15 protein-coding genes are annotated in these 16778 nt (G+C 63.8%); 6 read left to right on the forward strand and 9 right to left on the reverse strand.

The genetic code is table 11. From position 1 onward, the window contains the following. Nucleotides 1-49: 49 nt before the first annotated feature. Nucleotides 50-418 (reverse strand): hypothetical protein, encoded by a 369-nt coding sequence (locus G533_RS0111135; RefSeq protein ID WP_027950019.1) that lies wholly within the window; start codon nt 416-418, stop codon nt 50-52. A 73-nt stretch (nt 419-491) separates the two neighbouring features. Next, entirely contained in the window at nt 492-1514 is a 1023-nt protein-coding gene (locus G533_RS23530; protein ID WP_027950020.1) for an SPOR domain-containing protein, read from the reverse strand. A gap of 127 nt (nt 1515-1641) precedes the next feature. Between G533_RS23530 and uvrD the strand changes: the two genes are divergently transcribed. Together uvrD and G533_RS0111150 are read left to right on the forward strand one after the other, a co-directional pair. Further along, nucleotides 1642-3792: a DNA helicase II gene (gene uvrD / locus G533_RS0111145; RefSeq protein ID WP_027950021.1), complete on the forward strand. Its 2151-nt coding sequence runs from the start codon at nt 1642-1644 to the stop codon at nt 3790-3792. Between the two features lie 89 nt (nt 3793-3881). Beyond that, nucleotides 3882-5051: a TRAP transporter substrate-binding protein gene (locus G533_RS0111150; RefSeq protein WP_027950022.1), complete on the forward strand. Its 1170-nt coding sequence runs from the start codon at nt 3882-3884 to the stop codon at nt 5049-5051. On the opposite strand, the gene G533_RS0111155 is transcribed toward G533_RS0111150, so the two are convergent. Genes G533_RS0111155 through G533_RS0111165 form a run of 3 tightly spaced genes read right to left on the reverse strand, consistent with a single transcriptional unit; the run spans nt 5052 to nt 7364 of the window. Next, on the reverse strand, nt 5052-5444 hold the full coding sequence (locus G533_RS0111155) for an acyl-CoA thioesterase (protein ID WP_027950023.1): 393 nt from the start codon (nt 5442-5444) through the stop codon (nt 5052-5054). A gap of 46 nt (nt 5445-5490) precedes the next feature. Then, nucleotides 5491-6852: a TRAP transporter large permease gene (locus G533_RS0111160; protein ID WP_027950024.1), complete on the reverse strand. Its 1362-nt coding sequence runs from the start codon at nt 6850-6852 to the stop codon at nt 5491-5493. Next, on the reverse strand, nt 6852-7364 hold the full coding sequence (locus G533_RS0111165) for a TRAP transporter small permease subunit (RefSeq protein ID WP_027950025.1): 513 nt from the start codon (nt 7362-7364) through the stop codon (nt 6852-6854). The genes G533_RS0111160 and G533_RS0111165 overlap by 1 nt, the downstream gene beginning before the upstream one ends. A 101-nt stretch (nt 7365-7465) precedes the next feature. On the opposite strand from G533_RS0111165, the gene yaaA reads away from it, so the two are divergent. Next, complete coding sequence (gene yaaA / locus G533_RS0111170; protein WP_027950026.1) at nt 7466-8245, forward strand: peroxide stress protein YaaA; 780 nt, start codon at nt 7466-7468, stop codon at nt 8243-8245. Nucleotides 8246-8287: 42 nt separating this feature from the next. Beyond that, nucleotides 8288-9751 carry a flavin-containing monooxygenase gene (locus G533_RS0111175; protein WP_027950027.1) on the forward strand — a complete coding sequence of 488 codons (1464 nt, stop codon included), beginning with the start codon at nt 8288-8290 and terminating at the stop codon, nt 9749-9751. 6 nt (nt 9752-9757) lie between these two features. Here G533_RS0111175 and G533_RS0111180 read toward each other — a convergent pair whose 3' ends face one another. The 3 genes from G533_RS0111180 to G533_RS0111190 are packed head-to-tail and all read right to left on the reverse strand — an operon-like array spanning nt 9758 to nt 12465. Next, nucleotides 9758-10936 (reverse strand): GNAT family N-acetyltransferase, encoded by a 1179-nt coding sequence (locus G533_RS0111180; protein ID WP_240472415.1) that lies wholly within the window; start codon nt 10934-10936, stop codon nt 9758-9760. Beyond that, nucleotides 10933-11805: a 4-hydroxybenzoate octaprenyltransferase gene (ubiA, locus tag G533_RS0111185; protein WP_027950029.1), complete on the reverse strand. Its 873-nt coding sequence runs from the start codon at nt 11803-11805 to the stop codon at nt 10933-10935. The genes G533_RS0111180 and ubiA overlap by 4 nt, the downstream gene beginning before the upstream one ends. A 33-nt stretch (nt 11806-11838) precedes the next feature. Further along, nucleotides 11839-12465, reverse strand: coding sequence for a chorismate--pyruvate lyase family protein (locus tag G533_RS0111190; RefSeq protein ID WP_027950030.1), 627 nt, complete (start codon nt 12463-12465; stop codon nt 11839-11841). Nucleotides 12466-12697: 232 nt separating this feature from the next. On the opposite strand from G533_RS0111190, the gene G533_RS0111195 reads away from it, so the two are divergent. Both G533_RS0111195 and G533_RS0111200 read left to right on the forward strand, forming a co-directional pair. Continuing rightward, on the forward strand, nt 12698-14068 hold the full coding sequence (locus G533_RS0111195) for an FAD-dependent oxidoreductase (RefSeq protein ID WP_027950031.1): 1371 nt from the start codon (nt 12698-12700) through the stop codon (nt 14066-14068). An 11-nt stretch (nt 14069-14079) separates the two neighbouring features. After that, on the forward strand, nt 14080-14643 hold the full coding sequence (locus G533_RS0111200; RefSeq protein WP_035527665.1) for a DUF1415 domain-containing protein: 564 nt from the start codon (nt 14080-14082) through the stop codon (nt 14641-14643). Nucleotides 14644-14649: 6 nt separating this feature from the next. Here the strand turns inward: G533_RS0111200 and recG are convergent, their stop codons facing one another. Beyond that, nucleotides 14650-16737: an ATP-dependent DNA helicase RecG gene (gene recG, locus G533_RS0111205; protein ID WP_027950033.1), complete on the reverse strand. Its 2088-nt coding sequence runs from the start codon at nt 16735-16737 to the stop codon at nt 14650-14652. Between the last annotated feature and the right edge of the window lie 41 nt (nt 16738-16778).

Below are 16778 nucleotides of genomic sequence, written 5' to 3' on the forward strand. Positions count from 1 at the left end.
CGGAGGAGAGGGTGCCGCGGCGTGTCAGCCTGCGGCACCCGGTCGTCTATCAGCCGGGGTTGGCTGCGCGGAATTCGCGGATCTCGGTGTTGAACTGCCCTGCCAGTGCCTCTTCGGCAGAGACCGCTTCGTTATAGGCTGCCACATCTGCCTCATAAGCCGCTTTCAGTGACTCGGCATCTTTCGCCTTGCCTTCCTCAATCGTCTTTTTGGCCGCAGTGAACTGCGTCTCCAGGCATGCCATGTATTCCAGGTTGGCGGCCTGGAAGGTCTTCACCGCCTGTTGGCCGGCAATCATGTCGTCCATGGTGGCAGAGCCACCGTCAGGCAGGGTCGGGGACTCTGGCTGCACGCATTCGGCCATCGCCATGGAACTGCCCAGTGCCAGCACTGCCAGCAGGGATTTTGCAACGTTCATGCTCGTACTCCTTTTATTGGATGGTGGGCAAACCTTAGCAGCCCGGCGGGTCACTGCCAAGATGGTGCCCGGTTCATTCCTTGCCGACCCAGAGTTTGGACAGGTCATACTCACGTTCCAACTGCCGGGCAACCGTCTGCGCTGCACTGTCTGATGCCAGGCCGATAACGCGCACACGGTAGAATGTTTCACCGTCGCGTTGGGCGCTGCTTACCGTCACGCGGCCGGCACCGGGCTTGATGCGCGTGGACCAGCGCTCGGCCACGCTGCGTTCACTGTAGCTGCCGAAGTTCACGAACCAGTCGCCGCTGGCAGCGGGCGCCGGTTTGGCGGCGGCAGGGGCCGGTTTTGGCGCCGCCGGCTTGCTCGCAGCGGCTGGTGTGGCCCGAGCCGTGGCCGCGCGCTGCGCCGTGAGCTGTTGTTCAAGGCCGGCCAGCGTGTCGCTGAGCTGACGGTTTTCATCGCGCAGGGCCGCCAGGTTATCCGACAACTGGCTGTTCTCGGCCTGCAGGGTCTCCAGGCTGGCGCGGGCATCGCTGACATCATCCGGTTTCGCTGCCACCGCCAACTGCGCCTGCAGTTCGCGAATCTGCTGCTCCATTGCCGCGCGCTGTTTCATCACGCCGTAGCCACCGGCTGCCAGCAACACCAGTGCCAGGGCGGCAACCGCGATCAGCCCAATCGGCCAGGTATCCGTGAAGCGTGCGGGTTGGGTGTCGTAGCGGACCTCTTCCTCGAACTCATCCTCTTCCCAGCCATCTTCATAATCGCTGTTCTCGGGGCTGGCATCGTCACCGGCATCAACGTCCGGATAGCGAGTGGTTTGTGGCAGCGGCCTGGTTTGCCCGGTAACGGGCAGCACCGGTGGCACGGGCGCTATGGCGGGTGCCGGTGGGTCATCGCTGTCGTACTCGGCGAGGTCATCCAGAATGTCGTCCTCGACCGCATCGCGACGGCCCGCGTCTCCGGTGTCGTCCTCACTGTCGTGGGAGAAGCTGGGCAGGTCGTCATCGCTGGCATCGTCATCCATCCAGGGCGTCCAGTCCTGATCCGCGGAGTCTTCCTGGTTGGGATCGTCGCGCCTGTTGTCGTTCATCTACTCACTCCGCTGTGCCGCCTGGCCTGTGCGGATAATACCAGAGGCCTGCCCGCAATGCGCTCGGCGATGCAATCTACGGGCAGGAGTTCGTTCGCGCGCGGCAGAATTTCGGTAGAATAGTGCGATGGACGTATCCGATATTCTCTCCCCACTGAATGCCGCCCAACGTGAAGCGGTTGCTGACGAAAGCCCCAATCTGCTGGTGCTGGCGGGCGCCGGCAGCGGCAAGACCCGCGTGCTGGTGCACCGTATTGCCTGGCTGATTCGCGCCCAGGATGTGTCGCCCTGGTCCATTCTCGCGGTAACGTTTACCAACAAGGCGGCGCGCGAGATGCGCTCGCGCCTCGAGGAAGTGCTGCGGCTACCTGCCCACGGCATGTGGGTGGGCACTTTCCACGGCCTCGCTCACCGGTTGCTCAAGGCACACTGGAAAGAAGCTCGCCTGCCGCAGAACTTCCAGATTCTCGACAGTGACGATCAACTGCGCCTGGTCAAGCGCGTCTGTCGGGAACTGGATCTGGATGAGTCCCGCTGGCCGCCGCGCCAGGCGCAGTGGTTCATCAATGCGCAGAAAGACGAAGGGCTGCGTGCCGCACACGTGGAAGTGCCGGCGGGCGACCTGTTCGGGCAAACCATGGTGCAGGTGTATCGCGCCTATGAAGCCGCCTGCGAGCGCGCCGGCATGGTGGACTTCGCCGAGCTGCTGCTGCGCGCGCACGAGCTGTGGCTGCACAGCCCGGCGGTATTGAACCACTATCGCGATCGCTTTCGCCAGATCCTCGTCGACGAGTTCCAGGATACCAACACCATTCAGTACGCCTGGCTGCGGGTGCTCGCCGGTGATCGCATTCCGGTGGTTGCGGTGGGCGACGACGACCAGTCCATCTACGGCTGGCGCGGGGCCAAGATCGAGAATATCCAGCGCTTCGGTGATGATTTTGCCCACACCCACACGGTGCGGCTGGAGCAGAACTACCGCTCGACGCAGACCATCCTGCGCGCTGCCAACGGCGTTATCGCGCACAACGCCGGACGGCTGGGGAAGGAGCTGTGGACGGACGGGGAAGAGGGGGATCCTATCGCGCTGTATGCCGGGTTCAACGAACAGGATGAAGCGCGTTTCATTGTCGAGCAGGCGGAGTCCTGGATCAATGAAGGCCGCGAACGCGCCTCGGTGGCGATTCTGTATCGCTCCAATGCGCAGTCGCGGGTGCTTGAGGAAGCCCTTATTCGCAACGCGATTCCCTACCGTATTTACGGCGGCCAGCGCTTCTACGAGCGCCTGGAAATACGCAACGCGCTGGCCTATATGCGATTACTTACTAACCGGGGAGACGACGCCGCGCTTGAGCGCGTAGTGAACACTCCGCCCAGAGGCATCGGCAGCAAGACGCTGGAAACCGTGCGCGAGATCGCGCGCGAACGGGACGTACCGATGTGGCGGGCCATCGACATCGCGCGGGAGGAAAAGCGCCTGCCACCGCGGGCCCTGGGTGCGCTGGAGGGCTTTCAGGTACTGATCAACGAGCTGGACTCGGGTACCGATGAACTGACCCTGGACGAGCTGGCGGAACAGGTGATCACAGGCTCCGGGCTGGTGGAGTTTCACCGCAACGAGAAGGGCGAAAAGGGCCAGGCCCGGGTGGAAAACCTGGAGGAACTGGTGAGCGCTGCGAAGCAGTTCGGCCCCCAGGGTGACGAGCTTTCGCCCCTGCAGCAGTTTCTGGACAGCGCTGCCCTCGATGCCGGCGACGCCCAGGCGGACGACTTTGAAGACAGCGTGCAGCTGATGACCCTGCACTCCGCCAAGGGCCTCGAGTTTCCTCTGGTGTTTCTCGCGGGCATGGAGGAGAACCTGTTTCCGCACCGCATGTCGCTGGAGGAGCCCGGGCGGCTGGAAGAGGAGCGACGCCTGGCGTATGTGGGCATTACCCGGGCCATGCAGCGCCTGGTAATCAGCTACGCCGAGTCACGCCGCATCCACGGCAGCGAAAGCTACAACACGCCCTCGCGCTTCATTCGGGAAATCCCTGTCGACCTGCTGCAGGAGGTGCGTCTGCATACCAGTATCAGCCGGCCGGTGAGCAGCCTCACGCAGGCCACGGTGCCGGACACGGGGCTGAGCCTGGGGCAGCGGGTCTACCACCCGGTGTTCGGCGAGGGCACCGTGCTCAACTTCGAAGGTGGCGGCAACAATGCCCGGGTACAGGTGAACTTTGACGCCGAGGGCAGCAAGTGGCTGGTGCTGCAATACGCCAAGCTGCAACTGCTGTGAGCGCTACGCCGGGCAGTTTGTTCGCACCGTCATGGGTGCTATGCTCCCTGCCCCCAGGCAACTGATTTTCCAAACATAAGCAGAACAATATGCCGCAGTCCCGCACTGAACGTCGCTACACCCCCGCAATCATTCTGTTACTGCTGGCGGCCTTGGTGCTGGTGATTGGCTTGTGGGCCGCAGAGCGCGCCGGGGGTGTGAGTGCCCTGGCGGGGCGCGATGGCGTACAGGTGGGCAGCGGTGGCGAACAGGCCCACTACAGCTGGAAAATCGTCACCACCTGGCCGAAGAACTTTCCCGGCCTGGGTGCGGGTGCCGAGAATTTCGCACGCATGGTGGCCGAGATGAGCAACGGTCGCCTCACGGCACGGGTGTACGGTGCTGGTGAGATGGTGCCTGCATTTGAAGTGTTTGATGCCGTCAGCCAGGGTGTGGCCGACGCCGGGCATGGCGCCGCCTACTACTGGAAGGGCAAGATCCCGTCTTCAGTCTTCTTCACCGCCATCCCCTTTGGCATGACTGCCCAGGAAATCAACGCCTGGTTGCACTACGGTGGTGGCCTGGAGCTCTGGCGGGAGGCCTACGCGCCGGCCAATATCATTCCCTTTGCCGGCGGTAATTCCGGGGTGCAGATGGCGGGCTGGTTCCGCACGGAAATCAACTCACTGGCGGATTTGCAGGGCCTGAAAATGCGCATTCCGGGCCTGGCGGGCGACGTGTTTACCGCTGCCGGAGGTACGTCTGTGCGCATATCGGGCGGTGAACTCTATACGTCGCTGCAGACCGGCGTGATCGACGCCGCCGAGTGGGTAGGCCCCTATAACGACCTGGCACTGGGCCTGCACGAGGTGGCCAAGTATTACTATTACCCCGGCTGGCACGAACCGGGTGCCATGCTGGAACTGATTATTAACAAGGATTCCTACGAGGCCCTGCCGCCAGACCTGCAGGCCATTGTGACCGCGGCGGCACGCGCGGCCAACCAGATGATGCTGGACGAGTTCACCGCGCGCAATAACGCGGCGCTACAGGAACTGGTTGATAAACATGGGGTGCAATTGCGGCAACTGCCCGACGATGTCATGCGGGCGCTGCAGCGGGCCAGCGAGCAGACCATGCAGGAGCTGGTGGCCAGCGATCCGCTGGCGGCGCGCATTTACGCCTCGTTTCTCACGTTCTATGAGGGCGTAAGAGCCTACCACCACATTTCCGAGCAGGCCTACATCAACGCCCGGGATGAGGTGCTGGAGGCGCAGTGATCAGCGCTTGATGGCGCGGGTGCGGCCCTTTTCGTCGATCGCCACGAACACGAACTCGCCCTCGGTCACTTTTATCGGCTCGCCATCGTGCTTGGAGTTGATCCACACCTCGACCACGATACGCACCGAGCTGCGCCCCACTTCCAGCACATCGCTGTAACAGCTCACCACCGCGCCCACGTGCACCGGCGTCAAAAACGCCATGCCTTCAATGGCCACTGTGGCAACGCGGCCACCGGCCACGTCGGCAGCGGTGATGGCACCGGCCATATCCATCTGCGACAGCAGCCAGCCGCCAAAAATGTCGCCCTCGGCGTTGGTGTCCTTGGGCATGGCCACGGTCTGGATGGACAGTTCGCCCTGGGGTACCGGTGTGTCGTCTATGTCGTTCATGTGTTGCCCGAGTTCGTTTGCCAGAAAAGTGTATACGCAGCAGGCGCTATTTCAGCACAGCCGGCAACCAGGTCGCCAGCGGTGGCCATATCCAGAGGGCGGCCAGTACCAGCAGCTGGATCAGTATAAAAGGAATGACTCCGCGGTAGATAGCGCTGGTGTGCAGAGCCGCCGGTGCGACCCCTCGCAGGTAAAAGAGGGCAAAGCCGAAGGGGGGCGTGAGGAAAGAGGTCTGCAGGTTGAGGGCGATCATGATGCCCAGCCAGATGGGGTCCAGCCCCATCATTAGCAGCACTGGCCCCACAATGGGCACCACCACGAAGGTGATTTCGATAAAGTCGAGAATGAAGCCGAGCAGGAAGATGACCAGCATCACAATGAGCGTAGCGCCGAACACGCCGCCGGGCATGCGATCAAACCAGTGATGGATGAGGTCCTCACCGCCGAAACCGCGGAACACCAGTGAGAACACCGCGGCGCCGATCAGGATCATGAAGACCATGCAGGTGACCTTCATGCTGTCGATAACCGTCTCCCGCAGCCGGGCGAAGGGCATCTCGCGCTTGATCCAGGCCAGCAGCAGCGCGCCCGTTGCCCCCACACCGGCGGCTTCCGTGGGGGTGGCGGCGCCGGCGAGAATCGAACCCAGCACCAGGCTGATCAGCGCCAGCGGCGGGGCCAGGCTGCCCAGTATCTCCGCGGTCGAAACCGGCTCCGTTTCCACATTGGGTGCCCGCCTCGGGTTCAGGTGGGCAACCGCGATGATATAGGCCAGGTACAGCGCCACCAGCAACAGGCCAGGCAGCAGCGCGCCCATGAACAGGTCGCCCACGGATACGGTTTTCGGGTTGAAGATACCGACGTTGAGCTGCGCCTGTTGATAGGCGTTGGAGAGCACGTCCCCCAGCAGAACCAGCGCGATAGAGGGCGGAATGATCTGCCCCAGTGTGCCGGTGGCGCAAATGGTGCCTGCCGCCAGCGCGGGGTCGTAGCCCCCTTTGAGCATGCTCGGCAGCGACAACAGCCCCATGGTCACCACCGTGGCCCCGACAATGCCGGTACTCGCCGCGAGCAGCATGCCCACCAGCACCACGGCAATGCCCAGTCCCCCGGGGAAAGCGCCGAAGCTGCGCGACATGGTGCCCAACAGTTGCTCCGCAATGCGCGACTTTTCCAGTATCACGCCCATGAGAATGAACAGGGGGACGGCAATCAGGGTGTCGTTGTTGATGGTGCCGAATATCCGCGCGGGCAAGGCGGCAAGAAAGGCGGGGTCAAAATGTCCGGCAATAATGCCTACCGCAGCGAAAGCCAGCGATGCCCCCGCCAGCGTGAAGGCCACGGGAAAGCCCAGCATGAGCAGCAGGCAGATGCAGGCAAACAGGTACAGCGCGATGGTACCGTCCACTACTCGCTCTCCCCGACGAGGTACAGAGTGTTGCGAACGGTTTCCGCCAGTGCCTGCAAAAACAGATTTACCGCCAGCAATGGCAGCAGGGATTTGAGCAGGAAGACCGCCGGAATCCCGCCGGGTTCCGGCGACGTTTCACGGATAGCCCAGGCAGCCGCCACGTAGTCCCAGCTCATGAACAGCATGAAGGCGCACAGGGGCAACAGGCAGGTGACACCCCCCACGCTGTTGATCCACGCTTTGCCGCGGGGGGAAAACTGCCGGTAGAAAATATCCACACGGACATGGGCATCATGCTTCAGCGTGTAGGCGGCACCCAGCATGAACAGGCAGCCGTGCAGGTACATGATGGCTTCCTGCGCCATGATCGAACCGGTGTTCAAGCCGTAGCGCAACACCACGACAGCCGTGGTTAGCAGGGCCATCGCCAGTATCAGCCAGGCGAGCAGGCGCCCGGAGGCTTCGGTAAACCGGTCGATGAAATGGGCCACACGGGCGAGCAGACGCATCTGTTATTGGTCTTTTTGAACAAACCGGTGCAGGGTATCATAGGCCGCTGTTTCAGGCGAAAGCTGTGTTCCCGGCACGCGCCATCCACGGATAACGTTCCATGCTGACACTCATCTCACCAGCCAAAACGCTGGATTTCGAAACACCCCCACACACCCGCAAGACGACGCAGCCCCAGTTCCTGCAGGAGGCCGCTGCGCTGGTTGAGGATGCCCGCAAGCTCGCCCCGGATGATATCCGAGAGCTGATGGGGGTAAGCGACAACATCGCCCAACTCAACCATGCCCGCTTTCACGATTGGGCGCCGCCTTTCACCCTGGACAACGCCAAGCAGGCGTTGCTGGCATTTCGCGGAGATGTCTACACCGGCCTTGATGCGGATACGCTCACAAGTGCCCAGCTGGCCTTCGCGCAGCAGCATCTGCGCATTCTGTCTGGCCTGTATGGACTGTTGCGCCCGCTGGACCTGATGCAACCCTACCGGCTTGAGATGGGCCTGCGCTTTGCCAACCGTGGCGGCAGCAACCTGTACCAGTTCTGGGGCGATGCCATCACGCGCAATCTGAATGCCCAGTTGGGCAAGAGCGGCAGCCCGGTGCTCGTGAACCTGGCGTCCAACGAGTACTTCAAGGCCGTGCGGCCGCGTGCACTCGACGCGGAGGTGATCACGCCGCAGTTCAAGGAGCTGCGAAACGGCAAGTACAAGGTCATCAGTTTTTATGCCAAGAAAGCCCGCGGGCAGATGGCGCGCTTCATCATCGAGAACAGCCTGAACGAGCCCGAGGCGCTACGCGATTTCCGGGCCGATGGCTACCGCTACAACCGCAAGGAGTCAGGGCCGCGCGAGCCCGTGTTCACACGCGAGGCGGCGCCGAGCTGACGGCACACGGCCGCTGTAAAAAAAGCATAACAGGAACAGTGCATGAGTCACTCGAACAGCCACCAGGTCATTATTATCGGCGCGGGCATGTCCGGCATCTGCATGGGCGTGCGCCTCAGGGAAATGGGCATCGATGATTTCGTGATTCTGGAAAAATCCGCGGGCGTGGGTGGAACCTGGTACGACAACACCTACCCCGGCGCCTGCTGTGACGTGCCCTCGGTACTTTACAGCTACTCGTTTGAGCCGAATCCGAACTGGTCGCGCAAATATTCTCCCCACGATGAAATTCGGGCCTACTTTGAACACTGCGCGGACAAGTACGGCCTGCGTGACCGGCTGCGCCTGTCGACTGCAGTGCACAGTGCCGAGTTCGACGAGGCCGCCGGCGGGTGGCAGGTGACGCTGGAAGGCGGCGAGGTGCTGCGTGGCCGGGCGCTGGTCAGCGGCCTGGGTCAATTGAACATTCCCAGTACCCCGGCGTTTGCCGGCGCTGAAACCTTCGTCGGCGAGCAGTTCCACTCCGCGCGCTGGCGCCACGATATCGACCTGCAAGGCAAACGCGTCGCGGTCGTCGGCAACGCCGCCAGCGCATTGCAGTTCATTCCGCATGTGGCGCGCGAGGCGGCGCAGCTCTATGTCTACCAGCGTAGCGCGAACTATGTGGTGAAACGCAACGACAGTGATTACTCCGAGGGCGCCAAGCGTCGCTTTGCACGTTGGCCCTGGCTGCAGAAACTGCACCGGGCCGCTGTGTATCTGCGCGGAGAGCTGCTGTTCTACCCGGTGTTGCGCAATAGCCGCCTGCTGCGCCCCCTGTGGGAGAAATGGGCGCGCGATCACCTGCAGGAACATATTGATGACCCCACCCTGCGCCGTAAGCTGACGCCAGACTACCCGGTCGGCTGCAAGCGCATTCTGGTTGCGGATGATTACTATCAGGCATTTGCCCGCGACAACGTGGAGCTGGTGACTGCGGCAATCACCGGTGTGGATGTCGACGGCGTGGTGTCGGCGGATGGCGAGGCGCGCCCTGTCGATGTGATTATCTACGGCACGGGTTTCAACACATCGGCCATGTTGTCTGGCGTCAACTTTGCGGGCAGCGGCGGGCGCAGCCTGGCCGAGGCCTGGGCGCAGGGCGCGGAAGCCTACCGCGGCGTGTGTGTGGCGGGCTTCCCCAACCTGTTCATGCTCTATGGCCCCAACACCAACCTCGGCAGCAACTCGATTATCTTCATGGTGGAGCGCCAGGTGCGCTACGCGGCGGCCTGTATCGAAAAACTCCTCACGCATGATCTGCATTCACTGGACGTGAACGCCGCGGTGATGCGTGCCTACAACGACCACATGCAGGGAGAGCTGGCGGGTACGGTGTGGGTAGCCAATTGCGACAGCTGGTACAAGAACGCGGCGGGTAAGGTGGTCAACAACTGGCCCAATTCCACGCTTTATTACTGGTGGCATATGCGCGGGCCGGACTTCGCCGACTTCGATATGCGCTGACGCGCATCAACGCTCGCGGCGAAACGGCAGCAGGCTTGCGGCGTCTTCCCGGTAGGCCTCGATATGCGGACGCTCCCGGCGGGTGAAATCCGCGACCGCCTCGGCCAGCCGCGGGTCTGCTATCCAGTGGTTGGAGTAGGTGTGTACCGGCTGAAACCCGCGCTGAATCTTGTGCTCGCCCTGGGCGCCCGGGTCAAAGCGCTGCAGCCCCTCGGCAATACAGTACTCGATGCCCTGGTAGTAGCAGGCTTCGAAGTGCAGGCAGTCGAAGTCTGCGCTGCAGCCCCAATAGCGGCCATACAGCGTGGTGGAGGAGCGGAAGTAGAGCGCGGCGGCCACCGCCTGCCCGCTGTGCCGCGCGACCACCATGATGGCCTGCTCCCCCAGCGAGGGCGCCGTTTGCAGAAAGAAGTCCCGGGTGAGGTAACCGCCGTGGCCGCTGCGCCGCGCGTAGGTGGTCTGGTAGAAACGGTGAAACTGTTGCCAGTCGGCTGGCGATATCTCTGCGCCGCGCAGCAGTTGCAGGCTCAGCCCCTGTTGCGCCACGCGCTCGCGCTCGCGGCGCAGGTTCTTGCGTTTGCGGCTGGCAAATTCGGCGAGGAAATCATCAAAGCTGCGGTAGTTGGCGTTGAACCAGTGGAATTGTGTGGTCATACGCTGGGGCAACCCGGCCGCCAGTAGCCGGTTGGAAGTGTCCTCATCCGGGAACAGCAGATGCCAGGAAGACAGGCCACGTGCGCTGGCGAACTGCTCGATAGCGGCCCTTGCGGCTGGCCACAGGTTAGCGGCATCTTCCCCGTCGGCCACACACAAGCGCGGCCCGGTGGCCGGGGTGAACGGTACGGCAGACACCAGTTTGGGGTAGTACTCCAGTCCCGAACGTTGCCAGGCGTCCGCCCAGGACCAGTCGAAGACGTATTCGCCGTAGGAGTGCGCCTTCAGGTACAGCGGTAACAGGCCAACCAGCTTTGCGCCACGGCGCAGCAGCAGGTGGCAGGGTTGCCAGCCGGTGTCAGCGGTTGTGCAGGCGGTTGTTTCCATGCCGTATAAAAAGCGGTGTTGCAGAAACGGGTAGTCGCTGCCGGCCACCGCATCCCACTCGCTGGCGTTGACCCGCTCAAGGCTGTCAATGAACTCCGCGCCTGGCGGTGGGGGTGCTGCGCCTTCGGTGTTCACCTCGCTCACGCGGCGGCGCTGAGGAAATAATGCAGTGCAATGCCCATGAATATTGCCAGCCCTACCCAGTTGTTGTGACGGAACGCGCGGAAGCAGGCGGCGCGGTCGCGCCCGCGTATCAGGTACTGGTGATAACCGAATAGCAACGCGGCGACAAGGACGCCCAGGTAATAGGCAGCGCCCAACCCGAAACGCTGCCCGGCCAGCAGCCAGGCGAGCAGGCAGAGCGCCTGCAGGGCACCGATGACCAGTCGGTCCGCCTCACCGAACAGGACCGCTGTGGATTTGATGCCCACCTTGATATCGTCGTCCCGGTCGACCATGGCGTACTGGGTATCGTAGACCATGGTCCACAGCAGATTGGCGAGATAGAGCAGCCAGAGCGCCGACGGCAACGCCTCCAGCTGGGCGGCAAACGCCATGGGAATGGCCCAGGAAAACGCCGCCCCCAAAACCACCTGTGGCCAGTAGGTGTAGCGTTTCATAAAGGGATACGTCGAGGCGAGCAGCAGGCCGACCACCGAAAGCAGGGTGGTCAGGGTATTGGTCAGTAGCACCAGCCCGAAGGAGGCCAGGCACAGCAGCAGGAACAGGGCTCGAGCCTGGGTCACCGTCACCGCACCGGTGACCAGCGGACGCTCGCGGGTTCGCGTGACGCTGCCGTCCCAGTGGCGATCTGCTAGATCGTTGACGATGCAACCCGCCGAGCGCATGAGCAGCGTGCCGAGACAGAAGATGACGACCAGGCGCGGCTCGGGCGTGCCCTCTGCGGCGATCCACAGCGCGCCGAGGGTCGGCCACAACAGAAGCAGGGTGCCGATGGGCCGATCGAAACGCACGAGTTTGAGCAGGGCGGAAGTGGAAACGGTTACGGGCATGCTGCGCGGGCTGTGGCGGGTCGAGCGGCAAGCTTACTGCTTTATGCGGTGGATTGCAGCGCTCACTGTGCCGCGCCGGCTGCGGTGTACCGCCAGCGAGGCGTCCCAGGGGGTAAACCCCTGCAGGAAAACTTCACTGACCAGCAGGCGTTTGCCCCTGATATCGAAGCAGGAGCGCCGCGCCCAGGCGGGCACTTCCTGGCGCACCCAGGGCGCCATGTAGGCACTGTGGCCGCTGAGTCGCGCCAGCTCGAACGGGCTTCTTTGCATACCGGGGTAACGAAACAGAATCGCGCCCAGCGAGCGATGCTGCAGTTTGCGCAGGTGGGCAAGCTCGCCGTTCAGGCTGCTGATCGGGAATACGCTGCGGGCAAATACCACGGCCTGCCCGTCGAGCCGCAGCAGCACTTCGCGCACCAGTGCGCGTTGGCGTGCCGGAACCTGCAACAGGCGCTGCTCGGACGGCAGCGGCACCTGCCAGCCCTGATAGAGCCTGTGCACGCTGAACGCGCCGGCGTCGAGGTCGACCAGACGCGCGGTCAGGGAGCCATCGTCAAGCAGCCAGCGGCGGCGGGGCGCCGCAAGCTGGGTACTGGAGAATTGTTGCTCTGGGCGCCACAGTGGGTCGCGGCCTGAGTCTGCCGGCAGGGGGGCGGGCACGATAACCGGGTCTCCGGAGATGCAAAGGCGCGAGCATGCGCCAGCAGCGGTGGGCATGCAAGGGCGTTCAACCTGAGCGAAGTTCTGTCCAGCCCCCGCGCCCAAAGCGCTTGCACAATTTTCCGGTAACTTTATAGTGTTCTGCTCCTAATCAGGTCGTCTTCCGCCGCCGGCAATTGCGCGTGGCACTGGCGCTGACGACCCGCACAACCGAACGAGAGTGAGTGTCATTATGAGCAAGTGGGAATGCATAGTCTGTGGCCTGATCTACGACGAGAAGGAAGGCTGGCCGGATGATGGCATTGCGCCGGGCACCAAGTGGGAAGACGTGCCCGAAGACTGGCTGTGCCCCGACTGCGGTGTGGGCAAGGAAGATTTCGAATTGATCGAGGAAACCCCGGTCGACGAAACACCGCACCACGAGGAGCCGGTTGCGGACAAGGTCCACCCGCCCGTGGTGATTATCGGCACCGGCCTGGCCGGTTATGGTGTGGCCAAGGAGTTTCGCAAACACGACAGCGAAACCCCGTTGATCCTCATTACCTCGGACGATGGGCGCTCCTACTCCAAGCCGATGCTGTCCACCGGCTATACCAAGGACACCAGTGCGGACGACCTCGCCCAGCTGGACGCCGGGTCCATGGGCAAGCAGCTGAAAGCCAGCGTGTGGACCATGACCCACGTCGCCGGCATCGACACCGCCAACCAGATTATCAAGGTCGGTGATGCGGAAACCGTGATTCACTACGGCAAGCTGGTGCTGGCACTGGGCGCGCAGACCATTCAGCCGCCCATCGAAGGCGATGCGCTGGAGCTGGTCTACTCAGTGAATGACCTGCTCGACTACGATGATTTCCGCACGGCGATGCAGAAAAACAGCGTGCGCAAGGTGTGCATCATCGGCGGTGGGCTGATCGGGTGTGAATTCACCAATGACCTGCTCAATGGCGGCTACGAGGTGGAGGCGGTTGACCCGCTGGGCTACTGCCTGCCCACGCTGCTGCCCGAACCCGCTGGCAAGGCGGTGCAGGCGGCACTGGAGGCCAAGGGCGCCCGTTTCCATTTCGGCCCGTTGGTCACCGCGGTCAATCGGGGCGAAGAGGGCGTTGTGGTGAGCCTGAACAATGGCGAGCGCATTACCGCCGACATCGTGGTGTCCGCCGTGGGTGTACGCCCACGGGTAGACCTGGCGAAAGCCGCCGGCCTCGACGTAAACCGGGGTGTGGTGACCAACCGTCTGCTGGAAACCAGCGCAGCCAACGTCTACGCCCTGGGCGACTGTGCCGAAGTGGCGGGCCATGTGCTGGTCTACGTGGCACCGCTGGTGGCCTGTTCGCGCGCGCTGGGCAAGACCCTCGCCGGCGAGCCCACGGAAGTGGTGTACCCACCCATGCCGGTTACCATCAAGACGCCGGCCTGCCCGGTTGTGGTGGCACCACCCGCGGCGGGCGCCGAGGGCGAATGGCAGATCGACGCTGATGGCAGCGATGTGCGCGCGGAGTTCCGCAATGCCGCGGGCGAGCTGCTGGGCTTTGCACTCACCGGTGATGCCACCAAGGCAAAAATCGAGCTGCAGAAAGCCCTGCCGGCCATTCTGCCCTGAGCCACGGCGCGCTGGACGCCGGGCGAGCCCGGCGCCAACTACAGGCCTGGCTGGAAACGGGCGTGGTCGGTCTCAACCTGTGCCCCTTTGCGCGACCCCTGCTGGGGTCGCCGGCGTTGCGTCTGGTGGTCTGCGAGGCGGATGACAGCGCGGCGGGGCAACGCGTTATGGCGAGTTGCCTGCTGGCAGAATTCGACTTGCTACTGCGCAGCGACGAGGATGAGGTTGCCACCACTTTGCTGGCCTTCAGCGGGGGGCTGGCTTCCTTCGACGACTACCTGGATTTTCTCGACCACGCCAATGCGCTGCTGGTGGCCGCAGGGCTTGAGGGCATTGTGCAGTTGGCGAGTTTTCACCCGGAGTACCAGTTTGCCGGTGAGCCTTCCCAGGCCGCGAGTCATTTCAGCAACCGCGCCCCGTTGCCGGTGATACACCTGCTGCGGGAGGAGATGCTGGAACGGGCCCTGGCCTCCTGGCCAGACCCCGAGCGCATTCCCGAGGCGAACGTTGCACGCCTGAACAGCATCGGCCGCGCGGCGCTGGCGGCGCAGCTGGCCGCGTGGCAGGCGCTCTGAGCGGATCTACACCTCGGCAAATTTCTCGCGATTCGCTGTCCAGCGCTGGATCAGGGCGTCGATGATCTCCGGGTCACCCTGCTGCAGCGTGTGGGCAATGGTGTGCACAGCGTCCAACAGGTGATTGTGTGCCGGCAGCTCGGCGATGCGAAAGGCGAGCAGGCCGGTTTGTCGCGTCCCGAGCACTTCGCCGGGACCGCGCAGTTCCAGGTCTTTCTCGGCGATGTAGAAGCCGTCGTTGCTTTCCCGCATGGCTACCAGACGCTGCTGGCCGCTGCGCGACAGGGGTGACTGGTACAACAGCACACAGTGGCTGGCACCGCCGCCGCGGCCCACGCGTCCTCGCAGCTGGTGCAGTTGCGCCAGCCCCAGCCGCTCCGGGTTCTCGATTACCATGAGGCTGGCGTTGGGCACGTCCACGCCCACCTCGATTACCGTGGTCGCTACCAGCAGTGCAATCTCGCCGCTCTTGAAAGCCGCCATCACGGCCGCTTTCTCGGTGGGCTTCATGCGTCCGTGCACCAGGCCGACCTGCAGTCCGGGCAGGGCTTCACGCAGGAGTTCGGCCGTGGCCTCCGCTGCCTGCGCCTGCAGCGAGTCACTCTCCTCGATCAAGGTGCACACCCAGTAGGCCTGGCGCCCGCTGGCGCAGGCGCCGGCAACGCGGGCGACAACCTGTTCGCGGCGCTGGCTGTCGATCAACACCGTGGTCACCGGCTCGCGGCCCGGCGGCAGTTCATCGATGACAGAGAAATCCAGGTCGGCGTAGGCGACCATGGACAGTGTGCGCGGAATGGGTGTGGCGGTCAGCACCAGCTGGTGTGGCCGGCCCTCGGCGCCGGCTTTCTGGCTCAGGGCGAGGCGCTGGTGCACGCCGAACTTGTGTTGCTCATCGACCATCACCAGGCCCAGGCGCTGAAAAGCCACACTCTCCTGAAACAGGGCGTGGGTACCCACAGCGAGGGCCGCCTCGCCAGCGGCGAGCCGCGCAGTCGCCGCTGCACGCGCTTTACCTTTCACCCGCCCACTGAGCCACTCCACACCAATACCGAGGGGTGTGAACCACGCCTCGAAGTTCAGTCGGTGCTGCTCGGCAAGGATTTCCGTGGGCGCCATGAGCGCCACCTGAAAGCCGTTGGCGATGGCCTGCAGGGCAGCATGGGCGGCCACCAGGGTTTTCCCGGAGCCGACATCACCCTGTACCAGACGCAGCATGGGCACGGGCCGGGCCAGGTCCGCGGCGATTTCCGCCATGACCCGTTGCTGTGCCCCGGTCGGGCTGAAGGGCAAACTCTGCAGCAGCCGGTGCTGCAGGCGCTGCCCTGCGTCGCTCGCCAGTGCCGGCGCAGGGGTGGACTGCTGGCGCGCACGCAGGCGCAGCAGTGACAGATGGTGGGCGACGAGTTCCTCCAGGGCCAGGCGCAGCTGCGCCGGGTGTCGACCCTCCAGCAGGGCGTCCAGCGGGGCATCCGCTGGCGGCGCGTGCAGGTATTGCAGCGCGTGCACCAGCGTGAAGGGTTGCCGGCTGCCGGCGGGTAGCAGGTCGCGCGGCTGGGCGCGCTGCAGAAAGCCCAGGGCCTGGCTGCACAGCTTGCGCCATTGCGCCTGGCCAATGCCGGTGGTGGTCGGATAGACCGGTGTGAGCGTTGCCGGCTGCGCGCCACCCGTGGTGCTGCCGTGTTCTCCCGGCTCCAGCACGCGGTACTCCGGATGAAAGATCTCGAAGCCGTTGGCGCCGCGCCTCACCTGGCCGAAGCAGTGCAGACGCGCGCCAGGCTGCAGGCTGTTCTTCTGCGCGGCACTGAAATGGAAGAAGCGCAGCGTCAGGGTGCCGGTACCGTCCTGAATGCGCGCGACCAGGCTGCGCCGCCGGCCGAAGACGATATCCGCCAGACGCACCTCCCCCTCTACAGAGACTTCACTGCCTTCCTGCAGGCCGGCAATGGGGGTGATACGTGTGCGGTCCTGGTAGCGTAAGGGCAGATGGAAAAGCAGGTCCTCGACCTGGGTGACGCCGTAGTCTGCCAGTTGCTGCGCCAGCTTGGGGCCAACACCGCGCAAAGCCGTCAACGGAATCGGCTCAAGCACTGCCATCGTGGGTGTCCTTCGCTGCCCGCGGGCACTGGCCTCGCCGC

Source organism: Haliea salexigens DSM 19537 (assembly GCF_000423125.1).
GTDB classification, from domain to species: Bacteria; Pseudomonadota; Gammaproteobacteria; order Pseudomonadales; family Halieaceae; genus Haliea; species Haliea salexigens.

What these genes read in the sequence shown, in the direction of transcription:
- G533_RS0111135 (WP_027950019.1), bottom strand. Translation starts at nt 418, where the DNA reads ATGAACGTTGCAAAATCCCTGCTGGCAGTGCTGGCACTGGGCAGTTCC.
- G533_RS23530 (WP_027950020.1), bottom strand. Translation starts at nt 1,514, where the DNA reads ATGAACGACAACAGGCGCGACGATCCCAACCAGGAAGACTCCGCGGAT.
- uvrD (WP_027950021.1), top strand. Translation starts at nt 1,642, where the DNA reads ATGGACGTATCCGATATTCTCTCCCCACTGAATGCCGCCCAACGTGAA.
- G533_RS0111150 (WP_027950022.1), top strand. Translation starts at nt 3,882, where the DNA reads ATGCCGCAGTCCCGCACTGAACGTCGCTACACCCCCGCAATCATTCTG.
- G533_RS0111155 (WP_027950023.1), bottom strand. Translation starts at nt 5,444, where the DNA reads ATGAACGACATAGACGACACACCGGTACCCCAGGGCGAACTGTCCATC.
- G533_RS0111165 (WP_027950025.1), bottom strand. Translation starts at nt 7,364, where the DNA reads ATGCGTCTGCTCGCCCGTGTGGCCCATTTCATCGACCGGTTTACCGAA.
- yaaA (WP_027950026.1), top strand. Translation starts at nt 7,466, where the DNA reads ATGCTGACACTCATCTCACCAGCCAAAACGCTGGATTTCGAAACACCC.
- G533_RS0111175 (WP_027950027.1), top strand. Translation starts at nt 8,288, where the DNA reads ATGAGTCACTCGAACAGCCACCAGGTCATTATTATCGGCGCGGGCATG.
- ubiA (WP_027950029.1), bottom strand. Translation starts at nt 11,805, where the DNA reads ATGCCCGTAACCGTTTCCACTTCCGCCCTGCTCAAACTCGTGCGTTTC.
- G533_RS0111195 (WP_027950031.1), top strand. Translation starts at nt 12,698, where the DNA reads ATGAGCAAGTGGGAATGCATAGTCTGTGGCCTGATCTACGACGAGAAG.
- recG (WP_027950033.1), bottom strand. Translation starts at nt 16,737, where the DNA reads ATGGCAGTGCTTGAGCCGATTCCGTTGACGGCTTTGCGCGGTGTTGGC.